Raw genomic sequence first — 24980 nt, 5'->3', positions numbered from 1 at the left:
TGGTTCACACCCGATTCCCGCCGCGGCAAGGAGGTGAAGTCACCGGGCGCCGAAGCCGTTGACCAGGCGCGTGAGCGCCACCCGGTCCACGATGTGTGCAGGTCCGTCGCCAAGCCATTCCCCGGCCTCTTCCAGGAACGCCTCAGCCGTCGCCAGCCGCGGATTTGCGCCGGTGGCCCGGTTGTTGACCAACACCGCCGCGCCGTCCATCGGGTGGAACACCGACCAGCCCCGCACCTTCAGCTCGGGAAACCGGGCACGGTATTCCTGAACGGCTCCAGGGAAGGGATGGGACAGGAAGACCGGGGCGTCGCCGGGCAGCTTGCAGACCAGCTGGTTTTCCCACCAGTAGTACTGTCCCCCGGGACAGCAGCGCGAATCGACAAGGGCCAGCCTGTCCCCGCACAGCACCGCATGGCCGATGTGCAGCTGCGGATTCCCGGGGACGGACAGACCGGCCAGCGTCCTGGCACCGGGAACCACGTGCAGTGATTCGAGCAGCTGGCCGGTGAGCAACTCCGCGATCTTCCCCGGATGGATGCCGCCGTTGCCGGCAGCGTCGCCGGTATCGGAGGCGCCCAGGTCCCAGTGGTTGTAGCCGGTGATTTCCTCCAGGCCCAGCAACTCCTTCGCATCCGGGCGCCGGAGCCGGGTGGCGCTGGCGCGCAGGATCTCGACGGTCAGCAGATACAGGCCCAGCCAGCCGATGGCCGCAAGCATTCCCGCGCGCCCGTCGACGAGCGCCGGGACCAGGATCCCCCCGGCGAAGCCAAGGAACAACAGGTAGCGCACGAGTCCGCGTCCGCGGGCGCGGGCCCTGGCCCAGCCGCCGGCCAGCGCCGCCACCGGAACCAACAGCACCAGCAGCGCGATCCTCCACCAGGCCGGCGAGGCGCTGCCCGCCACGATGCCGGCCACGAAGAGGCCCGCAAGAATGATGTTGAGTTCCAGCAGGAACCAGGCCAGGAACCGCAGGGGGCCCGCCCGCTTGGCGGATCCGTCCCGGATCCCCAGCGGCGGATAGTCACGCGTGTACCAATCCATCGCGGAAAGGTTGATCCGGTTGCGTTCAAAGACGTTGAAACCGGCAGGGCTTGCCGGGTCCCGGTACTCCAACCATTTCTCCCTGGTCCGGGCCGCCGCCTCGGCACGGGCCCCGGCCTCGGCGCGAACGCGTTCTCGCTCACGGTCGCGCTGGCTTTTGGCTCTCGCGTCTGTGTTCGCCTTGGCCTGGTCTTCGGCGGTCCGGCGCGTTCGCTCGGCATCGGCATCGCCGGCGAGCGCGGCGTCGTAGGCGGCTCGCAGCCTTTCGTCGGCCAACACCCGCAGGGCCTCGTTCAACGACTTGGCCATCGCGTCGGTGGCGCCACCGGCATCCGGGTGGTGTTCACGCATCAGGGCCCGGTGGGCCGCCCTGATCACCGCCACCGGTGCCGTGGTGCTCACGCGCAGCACGTCGTAGTGGTTGGCGGCGCTCATGTGGTTGCCCCGCCACGGCCGAAGAATCGCACAACAAACACGACGCCCCCAATCCCCCATTCGTGGTCCCCAAGACCAACAAGCTGCATCCGTGATGTCCTCCCGAACCTACCAACAAGTGGCCCGTTTGTTTAGGGTTGGGCGCCGGAATGCTTCCGGTCCCGCTGCAAGCAATGTTCTCTCTTGACCACCGCGCCGGGCGCGCGCATACTGGCGCCGTGGCCACCCGAATCTCAGACCTGATCAACCAGTCCTTGCCCATGCTCCGGTACGAACCGACACAGAAACGGGTGCGGGCCAACTTCGGGAAGACCCCGGTCCTTGACACGTCCTCCGCCGTGCTTGTGTGGGAACCGCGGCGCGTCGTGCCGATCTATGCGGTCCCCGAATCCAGTGTGCAGGCGCACCTGGTGCCGACGTCCGGCACCGGCCCCGAGGTCCCGGCCAAGACCGGGATCCTGACCCCGGAGGACGCCTTCGCGCTGCACACCGCAGAAGGGGCGGCGCTGGATGTCAAGGTTGGCGGGCGCACGCTTCCGGGCGCGGCCTTCCGGCTGTCGGACCCCGTGCTGCAGGGCTTCGTCGCCTTCGACTTCAGGGCGTTTGATTGGTTCGAGGAGGACGAGCCCATCGATGCGCACCCGCGCGACCCATTCAAGCGGGTCGAGGTCCTGGCCTCGAGCAGGCACCTGCGCGTCGAGCTAGAGGGCATGCTGCTGGCCGAGACCCGGCACCCCAAGCTGCTTTTCGAGACGCATGTGCCGACCCGCTACTACGTGCGGCCCGGCGAGGTCCAGTGGGATGCGCTGGTGGGCACGGACAGTTCCAGCAAGTGCCCCTACAAGGGCACGGCCAATTACTGGGCCCCGGCAAGCGGCGGCCGGGACGTGGCGTGGAGCTACGCCAACCCGCTTCCCGAGGCCGCCGCGATCGCCGGGCTGGTGTGCTTCTACAGCGAGCGGACCGATTTCATCCTCGACGGCAAGCGCCTGGCGCGCCCGCATACGCCCTTTGACTAGCCGGGCAATCGGGACCACCCGCCGCCCGGCTCAGGCCAGGTCGATGGCGAAGCGGCGCTCGGGCAAGCCCGGAGTGAACCGCGCATCTTCCTTCATGGTTCCAGTGTCGTGCCAGCCGTGGCGCTCGTAGAGGTCCATGGCCCGCCGGTTCCCCTCGGCCACCCACAGGTAGGCCGTCGAGTATCCCAGTCGGCGCAGCGCAGCCGTGGCCTCGAGCAGCAGCAAGGTTCCCAGCCCGCGGCCCCAGCAGGCCGGGAGCAGGTTCAGCGCATACAGTTCCCCGGTGCCTTTGGCGGATTCGTCCCGTGGCACGCCGAACTGGCAAAAGCCCACGACCTCGCCGTCCAGGACCGCAACCAGGGGTTTCTCCCCGGTGTCCCGCCCGAGCGAGTGCGCCCAGCGGCCGGAGATCTGCTGCACGTCCATGGATTCCAGGAAATCCGCGTCGATGATGCCTGGGTAGGCTGCCCGCCAGGCCTGCACCAGTGCCTCGGCCAGGGCCCCTGCGTCCTGCTCGACCGCCCGGCGCACGAGGCCGGCTTCGTCAGGGTTCGGGTTCTGGGTCGCGGCGGGTTCCATGGTGGCAATGCTAGCGCGCGGCCACCGGAATCCGGGGAATTCCGCGGGTCCGCACGGCCCGGTACCCCAGGTGCCCTGCCGTAGACTTGCCTTGGGTGGCGGGCCGCAGGCCATGCGGCCGACCACTTTTCCGTACACCCCGATCCGTCTGAGCCCCATGACCAAGTCGCATCTCCGTTTCGCAGCGCTCCTTGCCCTCGCCTACCTCCTGGCGCTGGCGATGATCGCCTTTTGGCCGACCCCGGTGGATCAACCCGTGAGCGGGAGCCTGGCCAATGTCATCGGTTGGCTCCACGCACACGGCATGCCCTCCTTCATCGGTTACAACAAGATTGAATTCGGCGCGAACATCCTGCTTTTCCTCCCGTTCGGATACCTCGCGGCCGCATGGACCAAGAAGTGGTCGCACGCACTGGTTGCCGGTTTCGCTGCGTCTTGCCTCATTGAGCTGGGCCAGGCATTGTTGTTGCCGAACCGCTTTGCCTCGCCGATGGACATCGTGGCCAACACCATGGGCGTGGCCCTCGGCATCGGCATCCACTTCTTCCTGCACAGACTGCACACTGACCCGCAGTTGGAGTCTCGTCCTGCCGCCGAATCCGGGTCGGACCCGGATCGCGTTTGCGAGACCGGCGCAATCCAGCACAGCGGTTCCTCGATTTCGTAGTCCCTTCCGAAAGCACGGCCACGGAATATCCCGGCAGTAGAAATGCGCGAGTTTGCCCGGTTCGGCTCGCTACGTCTATCGACGGGGTCTAGAGACCACAGCCATTCTTCCGGCATCCACAGCTTCGCTTCGGAGGTTGCTCACCACGGCCAGCGGTCAACCCCCTGGGTCGTGATCGTTGGTTCCCGGCCATGACACTCGCTTCAACTCGCCAACGGCACTCCCCCGCGACTCGGGGGTTGGATCCAGTGGTGGCCTCCGGCTTGAAACCGTGGAGCATCTTGTAGCCATGGGTGACCAACCGGTTCTAATGGCAACGAGTTGGTCAAAGCTGACCCCCATGAGGGGGGTGCACAAGCTTGGAACGGAACGCACGGGTGCGCTTCTGCGCTATCGGCGCGGCCTTCCCGGCTTCCCCGGAATCCGTTTGCCGGCGAGCACACACCCACACGTTCAAGCGCCGGCACCCCCCAAGGAGATACCAGCGGCTGACCGTTTCCTCCTTCCCTGCCCGACGATTCGAGCGTTCCTCAACGACAGCATGGCGGGCAAGACGGCCATACCGCCCGCGAGCCCTTCCCGGTCGAGTATCTTGCATCCGCGGTCGAGCGCCCATTGCACTTGCGCCCGAACGCCCTCGAGGTCGTGCCCGGGCACCCATTTGTCCCCGGGGAACGCAATCCGATCGAAGGCAGCGAAGTGTTCAGCTACTTCGGGGCGCACCAATGCATGGAGCCAAAGACTCCCCCATGAGGCGCCTGTCACGGCGAAAACCCAAAGAGGCCCAACCCTTCCGCGAGTTACGGGAACTTGAATCGTCATGCCAAGTCCGCGGGGTGGGTCGGCCGGAAGAATTTGGCTAGCGACAACTCGTGACGGAGTGGGCGAAGTCTCCGTTGTGGCGTGGAGCTCGCCGGAGTATCTATGTGGCCTTGGGTATTGATATGGCCCTGCGCCGGCAACATGAGCGGCACGTCCGGCAGCATCACGATCATCAGGCGCAGCTTGAGGACATTGTTTTCATGGTTCGGTCCCCAAGATCGTCCGGCGACGCCGGGAGCTGGGGGCGTTGCCCCAACCGGGCTCATTCGGGCCAAGCCGCAAGCCGCGGTCCCGGTCCGTGCGGTCGGACGGAGGCGGGGCTCCGATCATCGAAGCCCCGCGCACAACGACAGGAACGATTCCATTGGTGCGGCCTCATCGTGGCCTCCGTGCACCGTGTGAATCCGCCGGCGGCGAATGGGTCTCGAAGTCGCAGATGAATCGGACGGCGACTTCGAGTCCGTCATCCTTGGCCAGATCCGACAGGACTGCGATGAACACACGTTTTCTTTCCATGGCGTCCCGCAACATTGGAGCCCGTGAGTCAGGATGACTACCGGTCGGTAGGGAGAGGGCGAAATTATTGCACAAGGTTGGTTCAACTTTGGCATCGGGCGATTTTCTTCGACGTTGAGTAGTCCTTTTGTGAAATCTTGCGCCAATCTTGAGGATTGTCCGGCATAGTTATTTTCTGCCGGTCATGGGGGCCGGCGACAGAAAAGAAGTACAAAGGTAAAAATGAATAAGATGACTAAGGGCGCATTGGCCACGGGGCTGGGCATTGCGTTGCTGATTGGCGGAGGCAGCACACTCGCAGTGTGGAACGTCGAAGCCACGGCGCACGCCGGCACGATCACGTCCGGAAACATGACTCTTAAGGCCGGGACCGGCACGTGGGAAAACGCCGCGGGAACCGATGTCGTCCTCAGCACGTACAAGGTGGTCCCGGGCGACAAGCTCACCTTGACCCAGCCTGTCGAGGTGACCTTGGAGGGAGACCTCATGGAGGCCGAACTCACTGTCGACGACGTCGCCGGCGTGGCCACCAAAATCGGTGGAGGGAAAAAAGCAGTGGACAGCTTCCTCGAAATCGAAAAACCGGAACTGTTCAAGGACGGCAAGGAATTCCCGGAACCTTTGACGCCTGCCACTGACGGGAAGTTCACCGCCAAGGTGACCGTTACCCTGCCGGAGGAGACGGAAAAATTGGACGGTGCGAATCTCTCGACGAATTTGTCGGGGATCACCTTCAGGCTTGTCCAACAGTCCATCAGCAACCAGCAGCCGTCCAACTAAACCACTGGAGCATGACCGTGAAGACGATGTCGGCGCTGAAAGCCACCGCAACGATCAGCGCCGCCATCGTCTTGGCACTGCTCACCGTCCAGGGGACCTTGGCCATGTGGAACGCAACGGCCACCTCGAATAGCCCAACCATTCAATCGGCTGACTTCAAGGTGGCAGTCGCGGTCGACGGCGGCAAGGAGCAGCGGTTGCCCATTGGCGGGAACCTCAACGTGCAGGGACCGGCAAATCTGGCACCCGGAAAGAGCGCTGTAACGCCGATCGTGGTCACCAACGCGACGGACGCCGGCGGAACCTTCACCATCCGGGTCACGGCGGTGGCAACGGCCACCGGTGAACTGGCTCCGTACTTGATGAGCAGCATCACCGTGGGACACAACGGCAAATGCGCGCCGCTCCAGCAGGCCAGCAGCGTGGACCTGGCCAAGGACGCCAGCGGAACCCTCTGTCTGGCCACCGCCCTGAAGGAAAACACACCCGCAACATTTGGTGGCACCGGGGCATCCATCGCGGTCGTGCTCACCGCCGAACAGCAATCGCGCTGAGCACGAGAAAGGCCCGGCCCATGCACGCCACAACCACCGCCGGAGGCGCGTTCCTTCGCACAACGGGACGCATCGCCAGCTTCACGGCACTGATTTTCTCTGTCCTCGCCGCAGTGGTACTGATCATTGGCCCGTTGGCCACCGGATCCCAGACCTACTCGGTGCTCACCAATTCAATGAAGCCGCACTATGGTCCCGGCACCTTCTTGGTGGTCAAGCCCACCGCCTTCGATGAGCTTGCCGTCGGGGATGTGGTGACGTACCAGCTCGAGTCCGGGCGCCCCGAGGTGATCACCCACCGGATCACCAGCGTCGCTGTTGACCAAGAGGGCGATTCCCTGCTGGTCACGAAGGGCGACAACAACGACGTCGCCGACCCCGCACCTGTCGCAGAGATCCAGGTCCGCGGCAAGCTGCTCTATGCCGTTCCCTTCGCCGGGTACGCCGCCAATTGGTTTGGCAACCAGGACCGCGGCCTGGCCACGAAGCTCGCGGCACTCGCTTTGATCGGCTACGGCGCAATCAGCATGACCCGCGCCGTGATCGCCCGGCGCACCAACCGTCGACAGGAGACCGCAGCATGAGCCGCAAACTTCCGGGCCTGCGCGCCGCAATGTTCACCTACGTGCTCGTCGTTGTGCTCGGACTTGGTGCCGCCGGGGCGCACGCCCTGTGGAGCCAGAGCGGGACCGTCGCTGTGGCCGTCACCGCCGGAACCTGGGCTCCGGCGGGGACGGTGGACGCCAACACAGTCACTTGCAGCAACCGGGCGGACGAAGGCTGGGATGCACAGGTAACCGTGATGTGGGAAGCAGTCGACGCGACCGGATACCGGTTATCCACGACACCGGAAAGCTTCATGGACATCAACCCCCTCGACGTTGTGCCCACCGGTCCAGGTCACAGCGTCAGCCAGATCCTCACCTTCAAGCGGCCGAGCATGAGCGGTTTCGGCAATTTCACGCTCTCCATCACCCCGATGCTCGACGGCAAGCCGGGTACTGCGACGAAGATCGCCGTCGAATTGGATCATAAGCACGTGGGCAGCCTCAGCTGCAAGCCACTGGACTGAGTCGACCCCAGGCGCCTAACCGGCTTAGGGAAACGGCGCTGCCTCCAGAAGTCCCCTGCGGCAGATGCCTGTTTCAACGTGCGGGTTAGCCAGCCGTAGTGGTGCAGCGTTTTACGGGGTGTTGGAGCCTTTGTATTGCAAATCAGGGTCCCGTCCGATCGTTCCCGGATGTCCGGCACCAACGCATCAAGCGGTCCAAACCCAACCATCTGCCCGGCACTGCACATGGGATCCATCGGAAAAAGGGAAGACAGGAACCCGCGCTACGTCAGCGAGCCCCTGCCCGGAGAACCCGCAGCTTGGGGTCTGCGGCGTATCTCCCTTGGAAGGATCTGGTACTTGGGGGTGCCAGATTCTTCCGAAAATGGTCCTGCGCATAGGGGGGTGGCAGGACCAACCAAATCAGCTTACCTACCGAGCGTCCAGTTGCCCAATCGGCGGAACGTCGGGCTCATTCCATGGTCGTCCGGCGCCTTCTCGAGGTGCCGGACGAAGCCGTTGATCCCCGTCGAGGTAAATGCAAAAGGCCCCGGCCACCGATTTCCCTTTGGTGGGAGCCGGTGGCCGGGGCCTTGTCGTGATGGGTGCTTAGCGCGAACGGTAGTTCGGGGCTTCGACGGTCATCATGATGTCGTGCGGGTGCGATTCCTTCAGGCCTGCGGCCGTGATGCGAACGAACTTGCCGCGGTTCTTCAGTTCCTCGATATTGTGGCCGCCCACGTAGAACATGGTCTGGCGCAGGCCGCCGACCAGCTGGTGCGCAACTGCGGAGAGCGGGCCGCGGTACGGGACCTGGCCCTCGATGCCCTCGGGAATGAGCTTCTCGTTGGACGGAACGTCCGACTGGAAGTAGCGGTCCTTGGAGTAGGAGGTGTTCTTGCCGCGGGTTTCCATGGCGCCCAGCGAGCCCATGCCGCGGTAGGCCTTGAACTGCTTGCCGTTCATGAAGACCAAATCGCCCGGGGACTCGGCGGTGCCGGCGAGCAGCGAGCCGAGCATGACGGAGTTGGCGCCTGCAACCAATGCCTTGCCGATGTCGCCCGAGTGCTGCAGGCCGCCGTCGGCGATGACCGGCACGCCGGCCGGGATGGCTGCCTTGGCTGCCTCGTAGATTGCGGTGACCTGCGGGACGCCGACGCCTGCGACGATGCGGGTGGTGCAGATGGAGCCCGGGCCCACGCCGACCTTGATGGCGTCGGCGCCTGCGTCGATCAGTGCCTGTGCGCCCTCGCGGGTTGCCGCTTGGCCGCCGATGACGTCCACGTGTGCCGCGGCCGGGTCCTTCTTCAGGCGGGCGATCATGTCCAGCACGCCCTGGGAGTGGCCGTTGGCGGTGTCGACGACCAGCACGTCCACGCCTGCCTCGATCAGCGCCATGGCGCGGTCGTAGCCCTCGCCGAAGAAGCCGACGGCAGCGCCGACGCGCAGGCGGCCCTCGTCGTCCTTGGTGGCCTGCGGGTACTGCTCGGCCTTGTCGAAGTCCTTGACGGTGATCAGGCCCTGCAGGATGTCGTGGTCGTCGACCAGCGGCAGCTTCTCGATGCGGTGCTTGCCCAGCAGGTTGATGACCTCCGCGCGCGGCACCCCGACCTTGGCGGTGATCAGCGGCATGGCCGTCATGACCTCGTAGACCTTGGTGGTCATATAGTTCTCGCGCGGCACGAAGCGGGTGTCGCGGTTGGTGATGATGCCCAGCAGCTTGCGGTTCTCATCAACCACCGGCAGGCCCGAGACGCGGTAGTGCGCGCACAAATCGTCCCATTCGGCCAGCGTCGCCCCGGGGTTCACTGTCACCGGGTTGGTGATCATGCCCGATTCGCTGCGCTTGACCTGGTCCACCTGGTCGGATTGGTCCTCGATGGAAAGGTTGCGGTGGATGATGCCGATGCCGCCCTGGCGGGCCAGCGCGATCGCCATCGGCGCCTCGGTGACGGTGTCCATCGCGGCCGAAAGCAGCGGGATGTTGATGTTGATCCGCTTGGTCAGGCGCGTGGTGGTATCTGCCTCCGAGGGGATCACATCCGTCGGGCCGGGAAGCAGCAAGACGTCATCGTAGGTGAGGCCTTCAAAGGCAAATGGGTTGAACTCAGTCACGGGGGACCTTTCACGCCGGTGCGGGGATTGATTACATCCTAGAACGGTTCACCGCCAAGCAACATTCCCGCATGCAGGGTGTGGCGAACGCAACTCCCGCCGCCGCCCGTGCCCCGCCATCCGACCGCACCGCTGGGGAGCTCCCGGGACCTCCCGTTTCTCCGGAACGGTGCGGCACGATGCGGCCGCATGGCGTCGGGGCCTCACGCCCTGATGAAGATCGCGGTGGCCCGCGAGGAGTCAACGCCGGTCTGGCTGATCGATTGGATCATGTACCAGTAGTAGTGCCCGAGCACCACCCCGGAATCCAGCCAGGACTGGGCGGAGGCGGTGCGCCGGCGCACGCTGCGCAGGTAGGTTCCGGTGGACTGGATGTACGGGACGATCGATCCGGTGGATTCCCAGCGCCAGATGGCGATGAGCTTGATCGGCTCGCCGCTGGAACTGGAGGTCCAGCTCAGCCGCACCCCGCTGCCCTCGCGCACGGCCTTGGCGATCGTGGGCGTGTAGGGGCGCACGGAGTTCAGCTGCGTGTAGGGAACGGGAAGGCCGGGGCGCGCGTACTTGGCGGCCTTGAGGATGCCGATGGCGTTGAGCTTGTTCGCCCGCACGGCGGTGGTGTTGTAGTACGCCTGGCCGCGCACCGCCGGGACCGAACGGCACTTGGTCACGTGGTCGCGCAGCTCGTTGGGGTCCTGCCAGGCCGGTGTGGCGGGGTCGCCGACCTTGTAGGCGGCCTCACCGGTGTAGAGCTTGACGCTGGTTCCGGCGACCTGCTTGGCCCACCAGTCGACCAGCACGTTGTAGTTGGCCACCGTGTAGCCCTGGTACCAGTACAACTGCGGGGCGATGTAGTCGACCCAGCCTTCCTTGACCCAGCGCCGGGTGTCCGCGTAGAGGGCGTAGAAGCTCTCCAGCCCGCTGGTGGCCGAGCCCAGAGAGCTCGAGGAGCTGTTGGCCCAGATGCCGAAGGGGCCGATGCCGAACACCACCCGGGGTTTGGCGGCGTGGATCGCGGCGTGGGTGTCGCGCACGAACACGTTGATGTTGTTTCGCCGCCAGCTGGAGATCGAGGTGAAGGAGCCCTTGTAGGTGTTGTAGGTCGAGGAATCCGGGATCGAGACCCCTGCCACCGGGTAGGGGTAGAAGTAGTCGTCGAAGTGCACCCCGTCCACGTCGTAGCGCTTGACCAGGTCGACGACCACGTTGCGAATGAACGTGCGCACCGCCGGGATCCCGGGGTTGTAGTAGCGCCGCGGACCGTAGACGAAGGACCACGAGGGGTTCAGTCGCGCCGGGTGGCTGGCCACCAGCGAGCTCAGCGAGGTGTCCATCGAGACGCGGAACGGGTTGATCCAGGCGTGCAGGGCGATCCCGCGCTTGTGCGCCTCGGAGATGGCGTAGGCCAGCGGGTCGTAGCCGGGGTCCGTGCCCTGGGTTCCGGTGAGGTACTTGGACCATGGCTCGCCCAGGGTGGCCTTCCACATCCGGTCCGCGGCCGGGCGGACCTGCAGCAGCACGGCGTTGAGGTTCCGGGACACCGCAAGGTCCAGGATCGAGCGGAGTTCCGCCTGTTGGGTCGCCACCGGCAGCCCGGATTTGGAGGGCCAGTCGATGTTCACCACGCTCGCGGTCCACAGGGCGCGGAATTCTGTGCGCGGGTAGGTGGCGGACGTGAAGGTGTTGCGCGAGGAGATGGTGTAGACGTGGTTGCGGATGACCGCCGCCGCGGCGGGCGCCGCCACCAGGCCCGGGCCCAGCACGGCTCCTCCCAGCACCGCCACGGCGGCCGAGAGCACCGCCCTCCTGCTCACGGGGCCGGCCAGGGCCAGGGACAAGGGTGCCATTTCCGTTTTCATGGCATTGACTCCGATGGTGCGCAAGTGGGCACGGCCGGGCTGGATCGTTCGGCCGCTTGGAGGCAACACTACGCCGCTCGTGGACGGCGCAAAAGGCCCTCGGAGTCACGCTTGCACGGCACTTTGGTCACGCCGCACCTGCGCGTCCCAACGGTGCTTTTTCGGCCCTGGACAGGCGCCCGGAATCAGTGCGAGCCGCTGAGTGCTTCCAGGAATCGCCTCTCGAATTGGACCGCCGTCGTGAGGACATACGTACTGGTCAGGTGGGACTGGTCCATGTAAACCAGCACGTTGCCGATGACCGGGAGGCAGGTGCCCTCGGGGCAGAGCTGGTCGGTCATGTCCATGGTGGAGAAGTTCTCCCCCAGGGTGCCGCCGGCTTCCAGGTCCTCCAGCGGCGAGGCCGCGGCCATGAGCTCGGAAACCGGGGCACTGCATTTCTCCGATTCCGCCCCGAACCTGTCCACGCACTCGGGGGCCGGGGTGGTAAAGCGCGGAGTGTCGCGCAGCGCCACCACCGGGATGCCGGCCTCAAGCAGCGGGCGGATTCCCGCCTCGTAGCCGGGCACGATCCGCTCCTGCTGCGCCGGGGAGCGGCCTTCGGCGTCTTCGCCCAGGGCGGTGAAGGTGCCCAGGGTGAGCACCGCATCGGGTTCGTGTTCCAGCACGTAGTTGCCTGCGGCCTTGTTGAATGCCCCGCATTCCTCGCCGCGGGTGTCCGAGGGGCCTCCGAAGCGGCATGACGGCTTGGTCAGCAGGATCCAGCGCCAGCCGTGCTTTTGCGCCATCACATCCACCGCGCCGCTCCAGTGCTGGGCGTGCGAGTCCCCCAGCACCACGATGGTCTTTTCCGCGTCCTCGTTGCCGCCCTGCTGGCAGTATTCGACCTCGGGCGTCTCAGGCGCCCATGCGCCGGTGCAGTCGGCCCCGAAGTTCGACCATTCCTCGTCGAGCTTGCTGGTCAGCGGGATCGTGACGGCCTCGGAGCTTGGCTCGTGTCCGAACCCGGGGTCCATGATTGCTGCACCGGGGTTGTCGATCTCCGCCTGGGAGGCCGCACGCAGTTCCTCGGCGGCGACCCGGTGTTCCCAGCCGGTCAGCGGCAGCAGCACCAGGGACAGCAGCACCGCGATGCCCAGGCCCGCGCGCCGGCGCTTGGCCGAGAGCCATTGCCAGGATCGCATCGGGGATTCGACGACGCGGGTGGTGGCCCAGGCCAGCAACAGGGAAACCAGCATCAGGCCCAGGCCTGTGGCGAAGGAGATCTCCGCGTTTCCCGTTTCGACGAGGAAGAAGATCATCACCGGCCAGTGCCACAGGTACAGCGCATAGGACACGTCCCCCAGCTTCACCAGCGGGCCCAGGACCAGCACCCGTTGCACCCCGAAGCGGTTGTTCGGGGCCATGACGATGAAGGCCGCGGCCAGGGTCGGCCACAGGGCCAGGTAACCGGGGAACTCGTGCTCCACCTGCAGCAGCATGCCGCAGGCCAGGATCGCGGCCAGGCCCACCCAGCCCAGCGGCACGGTCAGGGCCTTGGGCAGTCTTTGCAGCTGCGGCAGGTATACGGCCAGCAAGGAACCGAGAGCGAACTCCCAGAGCCTGGCTCCGGTGTCGAAGTAGGCCCATTCCTGGGCGGTTGCGGTGATGTGGATCGAGTAGGCCAGGGACGTGGTGAACACGGCTCCGAAGAGCATGCCCATGGTGTTCCGGTAGCTCAGCGAGGGGAACCTGCCGGACAGGGCCTTGAACAGGACCAGGCCCGCGGCGAGCAGCAGCGGCCACAGGATGAAGACCTGGCCCTGGATGGACAGCGACCAGAAGTGCTGCAGCGGGCTGGCCGTGGCGTGGTCCGCGGCGTAGTAGTCCACCGAGTCCGCCGCAAGCTGCCAGTTCTGCCGGTAGAAGAGGCTGGCGGCGGTTTGCTCCATGATCGAGCTCCAGCGAGCCTTGGGCAGCAGCACGATGCTGGCGGCGATGACGGAAAGCAGGACCAGGACCGCGGCGGGCAGTAGCCGGCGAAAGACGCCGAGCCAGTAGGAAAGCAGCGCCAGGGGCCGCGAGGTCTCGACCTTGCGGATGAAAGCGCCGGCGAGGAAGAACGCGGAGAGCAGCAAAAAGACGTCCACGCCTCCGGAAACCCGGCCAAACCAGACGTGGTAGACCATCACGAGCACGACCGCCAACGCCCGCAGGCCCTGGAGTTCGGGCCTGAAGCGTTCGGCGGGGTACGTGACCGGTGCGTTGCTCCGCACTGCCGAAACCGGGGCAGGTGTGGGGATAGGCATCAGTACATCCTGAAAAAACTTGCGGTGTGTCCAGGCCCGGAACGTTGGGCATGGACATCCCACCCTAGCAAAGTCCGTTATGGTTTCGTTACCGAAGGGGATTTGCCGGCACCCGGGCCCAGACGCCAAACGCCGCCGGCGTCCGGCCCTGCCGCCCGGTGTGGGCGCCAGTGCTGGTGCCGGCGGCGCGTGGACGCACTGCCGTGTGGGCGGTGTTAGTGCTTGTGGCCTGCGTGCGAGTCCGCTTCCCCGGCCGGCTTTTCGGCGACAAGGGTTTCGGTGGTCAGCACGAGGGCCGCGATCGATGCCGCGTTGCGCAGCGCCGAGCGGGTGACCTTGACCGGGTCGATGACACCGGCGTCGATCAGGTTCTCGTACACGCCGGTCAGGGCGTTGAAGCCCTCGTTGGCCGGCGATTCGGAGACCTTGGCGGTGACGACGTAGCCGTCGAAGCCGGCGTTCTGGGCGATCCAGCGCAGCGGCTGGACCAGTGCCCGGCGGGCAATGCCGACACCCGCGAGGGCGTCGCCGGTCAGGGCGAGCACCTTCGGGTCGGTGTCCAGCACGGCAAGGGCGTCAACCAATGCGGTGCCGCCGCCTGCAACGATTCCCTCTTCGAGGGCCGCGCGGGTGGAGGAAACTGCATCTTCGATGCGTGCCTTGCGTTCCTTCAGCTCGACCTCGGTGGCTGCGCCGACCTTGATCACGCCGATGCCGCCCGAGAGCTTGGCGAGGCGCTCGTTGAGCTTCTCGCGGTCCCACTCGGAATCGGTGCGGGTCAGTTCGGCCTTCAGCTGCGAAACTCGGTCGGCCACGTCCTCGGCGGTGCCGGCACCGTCGACGATGGTGGTCGAATCCTTGGTGATGGTGATGCGGCGAGCCGCTCCCAGCACCTCGAGCCCGACCTGGTCAAGCTGCAGCCCCAGGTCCGGGGAGACAACCTGTGCACCGGTGAGGATCGCAATGTCCTGCAGCATGGCCTTGCGGCGGTCGCCGAAGCCCGGGGCCTTGACGGCCACGGCGTTCAGGGTGCCGCGGATCTTGTTCACCACGAGGGTGGAGAGGGCTTCGCCCTCGGTGTCCTCGGCGATGATGAACAGCGGCTTGCCTGCTGCCAGCACCTTTTCCAGCAGCGGCAGGAATTCTGCAACCGTGGAGATCTTGCCGGAGTTGACCAGGATCAGCGCGTCCTCAAGGACTGCCTCCTGGCGTTCCGGGTCGGTGACGAACTGCGGGGACAGGTAGCCCTTGTCAAACTGCATGCCCTCGGTGACAACCAGCTCGGTGGCGGTGGTCGAGGACTCTTCGATGGTGATGACACCGTCGGTGCCCACGGTTTCGAAGGCCTGGGCCAACAGCTCGCCGATTTCCTCGCTCTGCGCGGAAATGGCTGCCACATTGGCGACCTGCTTGCCTTCGACCGGGACCGAGTTTTCGGCCAGGCGTGCGGCGACAGCCTCGACGGCTACCTCGATGCCGCGCTTGATTTCACCAGGGGCGGCACCTGCGGCAACGTTGCGCAGGCCCTCCTTGACGAATGCCTGGGCGAGCACGGTGGCGGTGGTGGTGCCGTCGCCTGCCACGTCGTTGGTCTTGGTGGCTACTTCCTTGGCCAGCTGCGCGCCGAGGTTCTCGTACGGATCCTCCAGCTCGATCTCACGAGCGATGGTCACGCCATCGTTGGTGATGGTCGGTGCGCCCCAGGCCTTTGCCAGCACCACGTTGCGGCCGCGCGGGCCGAGGGTCACCTTGACGGTGTTTGCGAGCTTGTCGATGCCCGCTTCGAGGGCACGTCGCGCCTCTTCATTGAAAGCTAGCTGCTTTGCCATGTCTTGCTCCTTATAAGCTGCATAAAGCCCCGGCCAGGGGCCGGGGCTTTATGAGGAAAACTACTTTACGACGATGGCCAGGACGTCGCGTGCCGAGAGCACCAGGTACTCTGCACCGCCGACCTTGACTTCGGTTCCGCCGTACTTGGAGTAGATCACGACGTCGCCCTCGGCTACGTCTACCGGAACGCGGTTGCCGTTGTCATCGACACGGCCCGGTCCAACTGCTACGACCTTGCCTTCCTGCGGCTTTTCCTTGGCGGAATCAGGGATGACCAGACCGGAAGCAGTGGTGGTTTCTGCTTCGAGCGGCTGGACGACAATGCGGTCCTCGAGAGGCTTAATGGAGACGGACATCGTCTCTCCTTTGCGTGAGTTACCAATGGTTTACGGGCCGTTCGGGTGGTACCAACCGTCGTCGCGGTGCCAGCTGGTGAATTACCTCAGGCTTTCAGCGCTTGCCGGGAACGACAAGCACCATGAATGACTCTAGGCAACCATTAGCACTCGGTCAAGGCGAGTGCTAATTGCGGCGTTTTTTAAGCGCTCGGCGCATCGGGTTCCCAAGAAATCTCGTCACTGACGATGAGCAGGCCGATTCAAGCGAAAAGTTTCGAAATTTTGCTACGAGAATCGCTGGCCTGCACGAATTCCATCATTGCCCCGAAAGTCAGTTTCTCCCTGTCGCCATGCTTGGTCAGCCAGTCGTCGAGACGGCTCATTTCACTAGGGTTTCGAGACGTTTGAGTCCGATAACACTTCGAGATCAAGACTCACGGTCCGCTGGTACTGTCTGTACGTCATCTCTGTGTCCGCAAGCACTTCAACGTAGCATTCGGTGACCTCATCGTTGAGATACGGGTGCAGCAGCTCGGTGGTCATGCAGGACCCGAGGCGAATCCAGAGATTTGCTAACGTCGTTGGATCGCCACGGTCGTTCTTCAGAAGCAACTCACATACACGGCTCAAATTCAACGAGGCGAGCTCCTCGGATTTCCGTAGATCAAGCACTCGAGCGTCTCCCCACACCCACTGTGGGTCGAAATCATCGCGAGGGATTAAGCGTTCCTCCTCGATGACGACGTACAGCTTTAATTGCCGACCCGAGTCTGTCCAATGATTCGCGCTCACTCTCAAATCTGAGACAAGATCAATCACTTGACCGAACGGACTCAGCGTCCCGGATTTGCTTTGCACGTTAGAGCGCAGCTTATTGAAGAATGGATAGACCTCATCTGGAAATGGGAATCTGTTGAATGCCCGACCAACGCGAGCCGCAATGTTACCTGCATGAACACTGCTCGCCTCCGGCACGTACCTCGCCAGCACCGGTTTCCCCACAATGTCACTTTTGAGGACAGACGTTGCTTGCTCCATATCGGCAACGCATGGAAGTAAGCCGCTTCCATTCTCTGGCTCAAGGAAGAGGTGCAAAGGTTTGCGTCCCTTGCGTGCGTCTCGAAGGGAACTTTCATTCGCCTCAATCACCGGAGCGATGAGACAACGAACTTTCGATGGCTGAACCACGTCGCAAGTTTGGCTGAGAATTGCGACCCCATTAGGTGCCGAGCTATCGCCAGCCGCGTCAAGCCAAAAGTACTGGATGACGTCACCTTGTCGTAAATTGCCGCAATCAGCAGCGACAACTTCGTTCCCCTGCTTCACAAAGAAATCCGCTCTCCCACCGAAAGTGGTCGACCTTGCACCCTGCTAGCCTCCGCGCGCTGGGCCAGAAGCTTGTGGAACAGGCTCTCCCCATTGCTGGAGTCAAGGAGCGCACTCCTGCGCTCTTCTGCGGTCGAACCTGGAAGCGCTTGAACGACCGACAAGAGCCGGGATACGTGCTCTTCATGCTGTGCGGCCATAGCATTGCCTGCCACCCAGTTCTGCACCGACCGCCGGCTCACCCCGAGAAGACGACCGACCTGATCTGCGGTCAGACCGGAAAGTACACGAAGCTTCGAGATGTTTTCAGCGGGGGTGAGGCTGCTTGCGACGGGCTGAGTCGTAGTTGACTGTCCGGTTGAGGTCTCCATTGCTTGGTCAGGCATGCCGATCGAGGCATTGTTCACCCACAGTACGGTCCAATCACTGACCGGAGCTGTCGGAGACAAGGCCGAGGAAACGGCCAGAGCTGCCCCAAACGCGAGCACGAATGGAACACTGACCTTCTGTGTCGTTAGGGGCGGTGTCGTTGTCGTCATCATCGTCATTGTCACTGTCACGACTCACCACCAAACTCTCGTATGAATCCGTCGGTTACAACCAACTTAAAAAAGTCGTATGCAGTGTCTGACAGCTTGCCAACCGCGTCCAATACATCGGGAACACTAAAGGGAAGAACATTTCCATTAAATGCGTCTAGGTCCAACACCCACGACTCAGTGTTCGCGGCTGGGACTGCCGGATCTACTGACTGATCGGCAGGAACCATGCCTGAACGAACCTGCAACATCACGTCCTCGATCGAGTACAGTGCTTGGTTCGCGTTGCTGACCAACATTATTTCCGGAGAAGCAGGAACGAGTGACGAGTATCCCAGCACAACAGGGCTTACATACTCTTCGAGATTGTCAATAAGTCGAGCGTCAACGATCTGGTTTACGTATCGCACTCCGACACGCTCGATCAGGGGCACGCCCATATGCTCTTCTAAGAGCTCGAGAATTTTAGTTAGTCGTTCGCTGAAAATTGTGAACCCTGGATAATCAGTACAGTACAAACTTAGAAATCGTCGTCCTAGGCTGACGTTCCAGGTACCGTCGATAGAACGCCACTGAAAAACGGTCCCGCCGCCCCCTTGGTGCACGCCTTCGGGCGTGACCGTGTAGGAAATTTCTTGAGACTCTTGGAAGATCGGGTAGTCACTAAGCTTCGACCCAAACTCCAGCACACGTGGTTTCATGTCGAGTTGCAGGTGACCAAGCTCTGGCCACCGAATCTGGCATAGGACCATCGACAATGGCGCATCGTTCAGAAGAATTCGCTTGGAAGTGTCGCCAGTAAAGGGACGAAAGCGTTCACGTTCATGCATAGTTCACACTCTACTTCACACCACCGTCAGAGACGAGTGGCTTTCTCGAGAATCACACGGAAATCTGAAGCTGCCTCGCAACCTACATGTGCATGATTCAATACACGTTCCATGGAAGACCAGTCAATGCTTGTGAACACAAAACCGCGAGATCAGAAGTCCAGTCCCAAGCAATGATGTTCTCATCCTGCTAATGGAAAGTCGGGGATAATTCGGTGAGGGGGCCCGTTTTCGTGACAGCCTCACAGTTCGGCACGCCTATCCATTTTAGTCTTCCGTAGACAAGACAACCAAACTGCCAGCTGCGATTTTGAACGAACCACCATTGCCAGAAAACTCCACGCGCACCATTTTTCTCACAAAACACATGAGCTAGGTAACCTGCACGTTGTCTTCTCAGGGTGGTGAGGCGCATCGTTTATCAAACGCGGCCGCATAGCTCGATCGACCCTTGGTCGATACCGTGGAGCAGTCCCGGCACGAGAACATGAAGGTATTGCAACCAGGTTCCGGGGGTAGATCAGAATTGCGAGTGCTGTTTGCGTTCGATCCCAAGCGCCTAGCCATCTTGTTGGTTGCCGGTGACAAACCAGGGAGCTGGCGCAAATGGTATGTGACGAATATTCCGATTGCCCATGACCTATTCGGCAATCATTTGAAGATGCTGAAAGGAGCGCCGTGATGGCAAAGACCATGGAGGGAATGTTGGCGAATCGTCCTGTTGACAGGGCCGTCGTTGATGCCCATATTAACGCAAGCTCGAAGAGATTCGAGCCTACCGCTTGCGCGAATTGCGCGAAGCTTCGGACTTGACGCAGGTCCAGCTTGCCGGACGCCTCCAAGTCACGCAGAACCGGGTGCCGCGAATAGAGCACGGGGATATCGAGCGGACGCAGGTTGATACATTGCGCAAGTATGTTGAGGCCATTGGCGGCAAGCTCCGTGTCGAGGTTGAGCTTGGAGACGAACTCATCCAAATCGCCTGACGGGGAACTTCAGACCCCAGTTGGCACACCCGAAGTCTAGGTGTCGCAGAAATCAAACACGGGCATGTGCCTATTGCCCGCGGCGGGATTGGTCCCGACGTTCAGGCGCTCGGCGCATCGGGTGCGTACGGCTTGGGAGACGCCGGGAAGAGGGCCTTCAGCCGCGCTTCGGCGGCCTCGTTGGCGGCTGCAGCTGCCTGCTGGTTTGCCTCGGTCACGGCGGCGAGCATCTCGGCCCGCTGGATCTTGATGCCGCGGGGGGCGTCGAATCCGATTTTGATCGAATCGCCCTTGACATCGAGGATCGTCACCACGATGTCCTCGCCAATCAGGACCTGTTCTCCGACCTTCCGAGTAAGTACCAGCACCGCACAATCATAACCCGGCTCTCGACCTCGGCTTCCGACAGCCACGATGCCTCAACATGTCCGGGTGGATTCTGCGCAGGGATGCAAATCTCGCAACGGAGCCGATCCATGAGAATGGATGTAAGCGCACATCGTCGGTTCGTCATGCCTTGAGGTCTCGCTATGCGACGAACGAGACCTTCGGTGAATCGTGCGCTTCCCGTTCCATGGCTTCCGCACGACTGATTGCCGGCCCTGTTGGTGGCCATAAAAATCAACCTACGACAATTGGGCGAACTCGACAAGCATGGGATCTTGATAGAGGTGTCCATTTATCGCATCGAGTCAAGGATTCTCATAGGTCAACTCCCACGCAGACAAGCCCAGCAGGTCGTGTGAAAGCAGAACTGTTGGGGACACCACCGGACCCTTCTGCTCACCACCGCATAACACAGAATGAAAAACTGGAACCTGCTGGCGGGCTGATGCGCGGGACCATTCCACCAACGACGAAGCGTGTTCGTGCTCAGCTGACTACTTTGCTCAGGACCGTTGCTAGCCTGGCGTTACTTCCATTATCTTGGCTGTCGAAACGAGCCTGCACGAATTCGTCACGCAGCGGTGAGTCAAAGGAAAATTGTGAAGTGTCTATGCGATATCCACCCTGTTCTACCAGTTGGGCGAAGAATACGAATTGCGTTCGGGTGTTGCCCTCGCGGAAGCTGTGAATGACGTTGATTTCACCCCAGCACTCCGCCAATTCAGCGACGAACTTCTCTATCGGCAAGCCTTGTAAGAACTGCTTGTCCGCAAGTCTGGCGTACTGCACCTCAGCGGCTTCGGTGAGTGCTGGCCCCGCCGCATAGTAGAATATGACCATTTTTGTTCATGAATCCACTGGGCCCCACGCGTTCCTGTCCGGCCCATTCGTAGACGTCTTGGAACACATGCTTGTGGATTGCTTTCATGTGCGCATAATCGAACTGACCCTGGATGGGGTCATCAAAGAGGGCTTGAAGCCTAATATTGGTGGTTACGTTTTCAAGTGTCTGCAATTTATCCGGATCTGTTTCTCCGAAGGGCATATCAGGTCGCGTGAATTTGTTCTTCAAGACAGATGTACCTGGGATGAAATAGTCATCCCAGGTACGAAAAATGTTTCGCTGAGTATTATTTGGAACCATTAGCCTTGAACGTGCCGACGGGCTGCCGCAATGGCCTCTTCAGGTGTGAGCGACTGGGTCGCTGAACGTTTGACGATGTCGCGCAAGACGGGGTCAGTGACCTTGTGACCGGCTAGGGCCAGACCGGCGTCTGCAAATCTCAGGCGATCATCGGCTTTAGCTAACGTTTCTTGTGTGAGTGCCGCAGTAAGCGGTACGGCTGTTTGTCGCATCGTGCCCGAGCTCACGGCAAGTCGCTTGCCTGACCGGCTCTTGGAACGAAATCGAGCCTGGGGTCCAGGCTTCTTAGGGGGTTTCGGCGTCTCAATAGATGCTCCGAATATGTGGGACAAGCCCAATGCACTGAAAACGTCGATGACCTTGCTGAGTTCGGCTCCGGGGTGTCCCTTTTCTAGTTCACCTACGAATGTACGGCTTACATGTGCCTTGATGGCAAGCTCCGCTTGAGTGAGCCTTTTCTTTTTGCGCACGTCACGGACAACCGCGCCAACACCATGGACGGCATCAAGAGAAGGGCTGGTCTTCATGGATCAATTCTATCTTCAATGTCGGCGTACGCATACATACCGCGCACACCGAATGTCAACGGTGCGCCCCTCGTGACTTCCAAGTCGGGTGAGACATCACATTCCGACGCATCAGCCCGAGGAAGGCCCTCGGGCCTCAATCACCGGGAACCCCAGCTCCCACACCGATTCCGGCGAAAGGGTCTCGTCGGCATGCAGGGACACCACCGCGTAGAGCCCGTGGCCCGAGGCCACGTGCTTGACCCAGACCGCGGTGTCCTCGACTTTCCGCCCGGCGTCGACGGCTGCCCAGAGCTGGTCGGCCTCCAGCACCTCGAGCAGTTCCAATTGCGGCAGCAGTGCCTGTTGCGGATTGATGGCCACCGCCACGAGCAACGGAACGCCTTCGGCAACCGCGGCGGCGCGCGCCCGAAGGATGCCGCGCCTGTCGGTCACGGGCCTGCGGGCCAGGGAGTCCACGTCGAACTTCTGCGCCAGCTCCCCGGCATTGCGCCGCAGGGCGGTGCCGTCGTGGAGCTCCTCCGCGGCCATCCCGGCATCCCCCCACAGCCCGATGACGACCACCAGGTCCCCGGGACCGGCCAGCGGCGAGGGAACGATGTCGTGGTCCCGTCCCGGTCGGAGCCCGGATGCAGTGGCCGCGGGGCCGGGGCCCGGAACAAGGATTCCCCGGACTGAGGTGTCCCGGGCTTCGGTTGCCGCCGGGAGCAGGCCCGAAGGAAGGAAACCGGCGCCCGGGGCACCGGTGGCTTCGGTTGCTGCCGGGCCGCGGTCCGCCGCCCGGGCGCCCGTTGACGGTTCGAGGGCAAAGGCCTGCCCATCCAGCAACCGGGCAAAATCCGGTGCACCGGGAACCGTCGGCCGCCCGCCGCGGCGCGTCTGCCGTGGCGGTGCCGGGGCTAGGCGCAGTTCGGCGGCATCGGCCCGTTCCAGCAAGCCGTTGATGCCCCCGCCGGAGCCCTGCGGCTCGGCGTCCCCGGAATCCGGATCCGGTTCCAAGGATGGGCGGCCGACCGCGGCGCGACCCGCAACAATCTCGAGGTCCCGGATGTCGAGGGGTTCGTCCCCGGGGCCCATGACCCGCCCGTCGGGGGCGTTTTCGTCGGGCACCTCGATGATTGCTTCGTAGTGTTCCTTGGCCAGGAACCGGCCGAAGCCGCCGGTGGTGACCTTCTCCGCCGAGACGATGCGTGCGGACGGCCCGTGCGCGGCGACTGCCTCGGCGTGGATGGATTCGAGGCTGGGACCCTCAAGCTGAAATCGCATCGGCACCGCGCACCACCCCCACGGTCTCAATGTCGGCCCCACCGGCGGTGGCCTCCTGGTAGGAGAGCACCGGGATGGAGCCGGGCGCTGTGCCCAGCAGGCGGCGCACCGCAGGGCGCAGGGCCGGGGCGCAGACCAGCACCGCGGAGTAGCCGCGGGTTTCCAGGTCGGCGGCGATCTGCTTCACCGAGGCCAGCACCGCCTCGAGACGGGCGGCATCGAGCATGATCTGGCTTCCTGCCTCGGAGGGGCGCAACCCCTCGAGCATGCCCTGTTCCAGGACCGGGTCGACCATCACGACCCGCAACAATTTGCCTTCCAGATAGCCGGCGGCGATGGCCGGGCCCAGGGCGGTGCGGGCGGCCTCGATCAGGCCCTCCGGGTCGGTGCCGGCCTTGGCCCGCAGGGCCAGGGCCTCGTAGATGCGTGCCAGGTCGTTGATCGGCACCGATTCGGCGAGCAGGCCCTGGAGCACCCGCTGGACCTCGGCCAGGGACAGCAGCGAGGGCACCAGTTCCTCCACGGCCGAGGGGTTCGCCTCGCGCACCGCATCGGTGAGCACCCGCACGTCCTCCCGGGTCAGCAGCCTCGCGGCCTGGTCCTTGACGATCGAGGACAGATGGGTGACGATCACCGACACCCGGTCGATGGTGGTGGCCCCGGCCATCTCGGCGTTGTGCCGCAGCTCGGCCGGGACCCACTTGCCCGCCAGCCCGAAGACCGGTTCCACGACCATGGCCCCGGGCAGCGAATCCAGGTGGTCGCCCAGGGCCAGGATCTTCCCGCGCGGCGCGGTGCCGCGCCCGGCCTCCACCCCGGCGATCCTGATCGCGTAGGTGGCAGGGGGCAGGTCGACCGAATCGCGGGTGCGCACCGGAGGCAGCACGATGCCCAGCTCCATGGCCACGCGGCGGCGCAGCGCGCGCACCCGGGCCAGCAGGTCGTCCCCTCCCCCGTTGACCACGTCCACCAGATCCGGGGCCAACTGGATCTCCAGGGCGTGCACCTTCATCTTCTCGATCAGGTCCTCGGTGGTTTCGGCCGGCACCACCGCTGCCTCGTTCTGGCGTGCCACCTCCGCCCGGGTGTCCTCCTTGGCTTGGTTGGCCTTGATGCGCTGGGCGGCGAAGATCAGCAGTGAGCCGATGAGCACGAAGGGCAGCTTCGGCATCCCCGGCACCAGCGCCAGGGCGATCGCCGCGGACCCGGCAATCAGCAACGCGGTGCGCGACTGGGCCAGCTGCGCCGAGGCGGTGGAGCCCATGTCGGATGACGCATTGGAGCGGGTGACGATCATGCCGGTGGACACGGCCATCAGCAGCGCCGGGATCTGCGTGGCCAGGCCGTCGCCGATGGTCAGCAGCGCATAGGTGTTCAGCGCCTCGCCCACGCCCATGCCGCGCTGCACCATGCCGATGGCGATGCCGCCGACGAGGTTGATGATGATGATGATCAGCCCGGCGATGGCGTCGCCCTTGACGAACTTGGAGGCGCCGTCCATGGCCCCGTAGAAGTCGGCCTCCGCTGCGACATCCGCGCGGCGCTCGCGCGCCTGGGTGTCGGTGATCAGCCCGGCGTTCAAATCCGCGTCGATGGCCATCTGCTTGCCCGGCATCGCATCGAGGGTGAAGCGCGCACCGACCTCGGCGACGCGCTCGGCGCCCTTGGTGACCACCACGAACTGGATGACCACCAGGATCAGGAAGATCACGCAGCCGATGATCAGCGAGCCGCCCACCGCGATGTTCCCGAACGCGGCGATCACTTCCCCGGCGTACGCGTCCCCGAGCACCAGGCGCGTGGAGGCGACGTTCAGTCCCAGGCGCAGCAGCGTGGCCACCAGCAGCAGCGAGGGGAATACCGAGAAGTCCAGCGGCCGCTTGGCGAACATGGTGGTCAGCAGGATCACCAGGGCAAGCAGGATGGATACCGAGATCAGCACGTCCAGCAGGGAGGCCGGGACCGGGACCACCAGCAGCATGATGATGCCCACCACGCCCAGCGGCACGGCGATCTTGGCCAGGGATGCGAATTTCATGCGGTCTTGCTCCTTGGGGCGAGGTGGTTGGCTGTCGGTT

The 24980-nt window shown here is 63.6% G+C and carries 24 protein-coding genes; 8 read left to right on the top strand and 16 right to left on the bottom strand.

Annotated features, from left to right (window positions below):
• Positions 1 to 39 precede the first annotated feature (39 nt).
• Positions 40 to 1479 (bottom strand): J domain-containing protein, encoded by a 1440-nt coding sequence (locus JOF46_RS10065; protein ID WP_209907169.1) that lies wholly within the window; start codon positions 1477 to 1479, stop codon positions 40 to 42.
• Between the two features lie 218 nt (positions 1480 to 1697).
• Between JOF46_RS10065 and JOF46_RS22565 the strand changes: the two genes are divergently transcribed.
• Positions 1698 to 2498 carry a DUF427 domain-containing protein gene (locus JOF46_RS22565; RefSeq protein ID WP_209907168.1) on the top strand — a complete coding sequence of 267 codons (801 nt, stop codon included), beginning with the start codon at positions 1698 to 1700 and terminating at the stop codon, positions 2496 to 2498.
• A gap of 30 nt (positions 2499 to 2528) precedes the next feature.
• Here the strand turns inward: JOF46_RS22565 and JOF46_RS10055 are convergent, their stop codons facing one another.
• Positions 2529 to 3077: a GNAT family N-acetyltransferase gene (locus JOF46_RS10055; protein WP_209907167.1), complete on the bottom strand. Its 549-nt coding sequence runs from the start codon at positions 3075 to 3077 to the stop codon at positions 2529 to 2531.
• Positions 3078 to 3234: 157 nt separating this feature from the next.
• On the opposite strand from JOF46_RS10055, the gene JOF46_RS10050 reads away from it, so the two are divergent.
• From JOF46_RS10050 to JOF46_RS10030, 5 genes are all read left to right on the top strand, one after another.
• The gene (locus JOF46_RS10050) at positions 3235 to 3744 is read left to right on the top strand and encodes a VanZ family protein (protein ID WP_209907166.1); all 510 of its coding nucleotides are present in this window, start codon (positions 3235 to 3237) and stop codon (positions 3742 to 3744) included.
• A gap of 1569 nt (positions 3745 to 5313) precedes the next feature.
• Positions 5314 to 5862 (top strand): alternate-type signal peptide domain-containing protein, encoded by a 549-nt coding sequence (locus tag JOF46_RS10045; RefSeq protein ID WP_209907165.1) that lies wholly within the window; start codon positions 5314 to 5316, stop codon positions 5860 to 5862.
• Between the two features lie 11 nt (positions 5863 to 5873).
• On the top strand, positions 5874 to 6416 hold the full coding sequence (locus JOF46_RS10040) for a SipW-dependent-type signal peptide-containing protein (protein ID WP_209907164.1): 543 nt from the start codon (positions 5874 to 5876) through the stop codon (positions 6414 to 6416).
• Positions 6417 to 6436: 20 nt separating this feature from the next.
• Positions 6437 to 7000 carry a signal peptidase I gene (locus JOF46_RS10035; RefSeq protein ID WP_209907163.1) on the top strand — a complete coding sequence of 188 codons (564 nt, stop codon included), beginning with the start codon at positions 6437 to 6439 and terminating at the stop codon, positions 6998 to 7000.
• A complete protein-coding gene (locus tag JOF46_RS10030; protein WP_209907162.1) occupies positions 6997 to 7488 on the top strand; it encodes a SipW-dependent-type signal peptide-containing protein in 492 nt (163 codons plus the stop codon). Before JOF46_RS10035 ends, JOF46_RS10030 begins: the two co-directional genes overlap by 4 nt.
• A gap of 588 nt (positions 7489 to 8076) precedes the next feature.
• On the opposite strand, the gene guaB is transcribed toward JOF46_RS10030, so the two are convergent.
• From guaB to JOF46_RS09990, 9 genes are all read right to left on the bottom strand, one after another.
• Entirely contained in the window at positions 8077 to 9582 is a 1506-nt protein-coding gene (guaB, locus tag JOF46_RS10025) for an IMP dehydrogenase (RefSeq protein WP_209907161.1), read from the bottom strand.
• Between the two features lie 203 nt (positions 9583 to 9785).
• The gene (locus tag JOF46_RS10020) at positions 9786 to 11441 is read right to left on the bottom strand and encodes a glycoside hydrolase family 10-like protein (protein ID WP_209907160.1); all 1656 of its coding nucleotides are present in this window, start codon (positions 11439 to 11441) and stop codon (positions 9786 to 9788) included.
• Between the two features lie 185 nt (positions 11442 to 11626).
• The gene (locus tag JOF46_RS10015; RefSeq protein WP_209907159.1) at positions 11627 to 13729 is read right to left on the bottom strand and encodes an acyltransferase family protein; all 2103 of its coding nucleotides are present in this window, start codon (positions 13727 to 13729) and stop codon (positions 11627 to 11629) included.
• Positions 13730 to 13944: 215 nt separating this feature from the next.
• A complete protein-coding gene (gene groL / locus JOF46_RS10010) occupies positions 13945 to 15558 on the bottom strand; it encodes a chaperonin GroEL (protein WP_209907158.1) in 1614 nt (537 codons plus the stop codon).
• Between the two features lie 60 nt (positions 15559 to 15618).
• Positions 15619 to 15915, bottom strand: coding sequence for a co-chaperone GroES (gene groES / locus JOF46_RS10005; RefSeq protein ID WP_071213005.1), 297 nt, complete (start codon positions 15913 to 15915; stop codon positions 15619 to 15621).
• Positions 15916 to 16157: 242 nt separating this feature from the next.
• The gene (locus JOF46_RS22560) at positions 16158 to 16280 is read right to left on the bottom strand and encodes a hypothetical protein (protein ID WP_281070100.1); all 123 of its coding nucleotides are present in this window, start codon (positions 16278 to 16280) and stop codon (positions 16158 to 16160) included.
• 4 nt (positions 16281 to 16284) lie between these two features.
• On the bottom strand, positions 16285 to 17223 hold the full coding sequence (locus tag JOF46_RS10000) for a hypothetical protein (RefSeq protein ID WP_209907157.1): 939 nt from the start codon (positions 17221 to 17223) through the stop codon (positions 16285 to 16287).
• The gene (locus JOF46_RS09995; RefSeq protein WP_209907156.1) at positions 17220 to 17771 is read right to left on the bottom strand and encodes a helix-turn-helix domain-containing protein; all 552 of its coding nucleotides are present in this window, start codon (positions 17769 to 17771) and stop codon (positions 17220 to 17222) included. The genes JOF46_RS10000 and JOF46_RS09995 overlap by 4 nt, the downstream gene beginning before the upstream one ends.
• A gap of 8 nt (positions 17772 to 17779) precedes the next feature.
• Positions 17780 to 18592 (bottom strand): TIGR04255 family protein, encoded by an 813-nt coding sequence (locus JOF46_RS09990; protein WP_209907155.1) that lies wholly within the window; start codon positions 18590 to 18592, stop codon positions 17780 to 17782.
• A 451-nt stretch (positions 18593 to 19043) separates the two neighbouring features.
• Here JOF46_RS09990 and JOF46_RS09985 point away from each other — a divergent pair, with 451 nt between their 5' ends.
• Both JOF46_RS09985 and JOF46_RS09980 read left to right on the top strand, forming a co-directional pair.
• The gene (locus JOF46_RS09985; protein ID WP_245348074.1) at positions 19044 to 19274 is read left to right on the top strand and encodes a type II toxin-antitoxin system RelE/ParE family toxin; all 231 of its coding nucleotides are present in this window, start codon (positions 19044 to 19046) and stop codon (positions 19272 to 19274) included.
• Positions 19275 to 19374: 100 nt separating this feature from the next.
• Complete coding sequence (locus JOF46_RS09980; RefSeq protein ID WP_209907154.1) at positions 19375 to 19578, top strand: XRE family transcriptional regulator; 204 nt, start codon at positions 19375 to 19377, stop codon at positions 19576 to 19578.
• Positions 19579 to 19679: 101 nt separating this feature from the next.
• Here the strand turns inward: JOF46_RS09980 and csrA are convergent, their stop codons facing one another.
• The 5 genes from csrA to JOF46_RS09955 form a co-directional block, all read right to left on the bottom strand.
• Positions 19680 to 19946 (bottom strand): carbon storage regulator CsrA, encoded by a 267-nt coding sequence (csrA, locus tag JOF46_RS09975; RefSeq protein ID WP_209907153.1) that lies wholly within the window; start codon positions 19944 to 19946, stop codon positions 19680 to 19682.
• Between the two features lie 505 nt (positions 19947 to 20451).
• Positions 20452 to 20805 carry a Fic family protein gene (locus tag JOF46_RS22190; RefSeq protein WP_245348073.1) on the bottom strand — a complete coding sequence of 118 codons (354 nt, stop codon included), beginning with the start codon at positions 20803 to 20805 and terminating at the stop codon, positions 20452 to 20454.
• A 303-nt stretch (positions 20806 to 21108) separates the two neighbouring features.
• A complete protein-coding gene (locus JOF46_RS09965) occupies positions 21109 to 21636 on the bottom strand; it encodes a helix-turn-helix domain-containing protein (protein WP_209907152.1) in 528 nt (175 codons plus the stop codon).
• Positions 21637 to 21747: 111 nt separating this feature from the next.
• Positions 21748 to 22902 carry a hypothetical protein gene (locus tag JOF46_RS09960; RefSeq protein WP_209907151.1) on the bottom strand — a complete coding sequence of 385 codons (1155 nt, stop codon included), beginning with the start codon at positions 22900 to 22902 and terminating at the stop codon, positions 21748 to 21750.
• Positions 22886 to 24940: a flagellar biosynthesis protein FlhA gene (locus JOF46_RS09955; protein ID WP_209907150.1), complete on the bottom strand. Its 2055-nt coding sequence runs from the start codon at positions 24938 to 24940 to the stop codon at positions 22886 to 22888. Before JOF46_RS09955 ends, JOF46_RS09960 begins: the two co-directional genes overlap by 17 nt.
• Positions 24941 to 24980: the final 40 nt, after the last annotated feature.

It is taken from the genome of Paeniglutamicibacter psychrophenolicus, from assembly GCF_017876575.1.
Classification (GTDB): domain Bacteria; phylum Actinomycetota; class Actinomycetes; order Actinomycetales; family Micrococcaceae; genus Paeniglutamicibacter; species Paeniglutamicibacter psychrophenolicus.
The sequence above is the reverse complement of the archived record's forward strand: the minus strand, read 5'-3'. Positions and strand labels throughout refer to the sequence as shown.

What these genes read in the sequence shown, in the direction of transcription:
- JOF46_RS10040 (WP_209907164.1), top strand. Translation starts at nt 5,874, where the DNA reads ATGACCGTGAAGACGATGTCGGCGCTGAAAGCCACCGCAACGATCAGC.
- JOF46_RS09990 (WP_209907155.1), bottom strand. Translation starts at nt 18,592, where the DNA reads ATGCATGAACGTGAACGCTTTCGTCCCTTTACTGGCGACACTTCCAAG.
- groES (WP_071213005.1), bottom strand. Translation starts at nt 15,915, where the DNA reads ATGTCCGTCTCCATTAAGCCTCTCGAGGACCGCATTGTCGTCCAGCCG.
- JOF46_RS22560 (WP_281070100.1), bottom strand. Translation starts at nt 16,280, where the DNA reads ATGAGCCGTCTCGACGACTGGCTGACCAAGCATGGCGACAGGGAGAAA.
- JOF46_RS10045 (WP_209907165.1), top strand. Translation starts at nt 5,314, where the DNA reads ATGACTAAGGGCGCATTGGCCACGGGGCTGGGCATTGCGTTGCTGATT.
- JOF46_RS09955 (WP_209907150.1), bottom strand. Translation starts at nt 24,940, where the DNA reads ATGAAATTCGCATCCCTGGCCAAGATCGCCGTGCCGCTGGGCGTGGTG.
- JOF46_RS10015 (WP_209907159.1), bottom strand. Translation starts at nt 13,729, where the DNA reads ATGCCTATCCCCACACCTGCCCCGGTTTCGGCAGTGCGGAGCAACGCA.
- groL (WP_209907158.1), bottom strand. Translation starts at nt 15,558, where the DNA reads ATGGCAAAGCAGCTAGCTTTCAATGAAGAGGCGCGACGTGCCCTCGAA.
- JOF46_RS10055 (WP_209907167.1), bottom strand. Translation starts at nt 3,077, where the DNA reads ATGGAACCCGCCGCGACCCAGAACCCGAACCCTGACGAAGCCGGCCTC.
- JOF46_RS10035 (WP_209907163.1), top strand. Translation starts at nt 6,437, where the DNA reads ATGCACGCCACAACCACCGCCGGAGGCGCGTTCCTTCGCACAACGGGA.
- JOF46_RS10050 (WP_209907166.1), top strand. Translation starts at nt 3,235, where the DNA reads ATGACCAAGTCGCATCTCCGTTTCGCAGCGCTCCTTGCCCTCGCCTAC.
- JOF46_RS09995 (WP_209907156.1), bottom strand. Translation starts at nt 17,771, where the DNA reads ATGACGATGATGACGACAACGACACCGCCCCTAACGACACAGAAGGTC.
- JOF46_RS10065 (WP_209907169.1), bottom strand. Translation starts at nt 1,479, where the DNA reads ATGAGCGCCGCCAACCACTACGACGTGCTGCGCGTGAGCACCACGGCA.
- JOF46_RS22190 (WP_245348073.1), bottom strand. Translation starts at nt 20,805, where the DNA reads ATGGTCATATTCTACTATGCGGCGGGGCCAGCACTCACCGAAGCCGCT.
- JOF46_RS10020 (WP_209907160.1), bottom strand. Translation starts at nt 11,441, where the DNA reads ATGAAAACGGAAATGGCACCCTTGTCCCTGGCCCTGGCCGGCCCCGTG.
- JOF46_RS10030 (WP_209907162.1), top strand. Translation starts at nt 6,997, where the DNA reads ATGAGCCGCAAACTTCCGGGCCTGCGCGCCGCAATGTTCACCTACGTG.
- JOF46_RS09960 (WP_209907151.1), bottom strand. Translation starts at nt 22,902, where the DNA reads ATGCGATTTCAGCTTGAGGGTCCCAGCCTCGAATCCATCCACGCCGAG.
- JOF46_RS09965 (WP_209907152.1), bottom strand. Translation starts at nt 21,636, where the DNA reads ATGAAGACCAGCCCTTCTCTTGATGCCGTCCATGGTGTTGGCGCGGTT.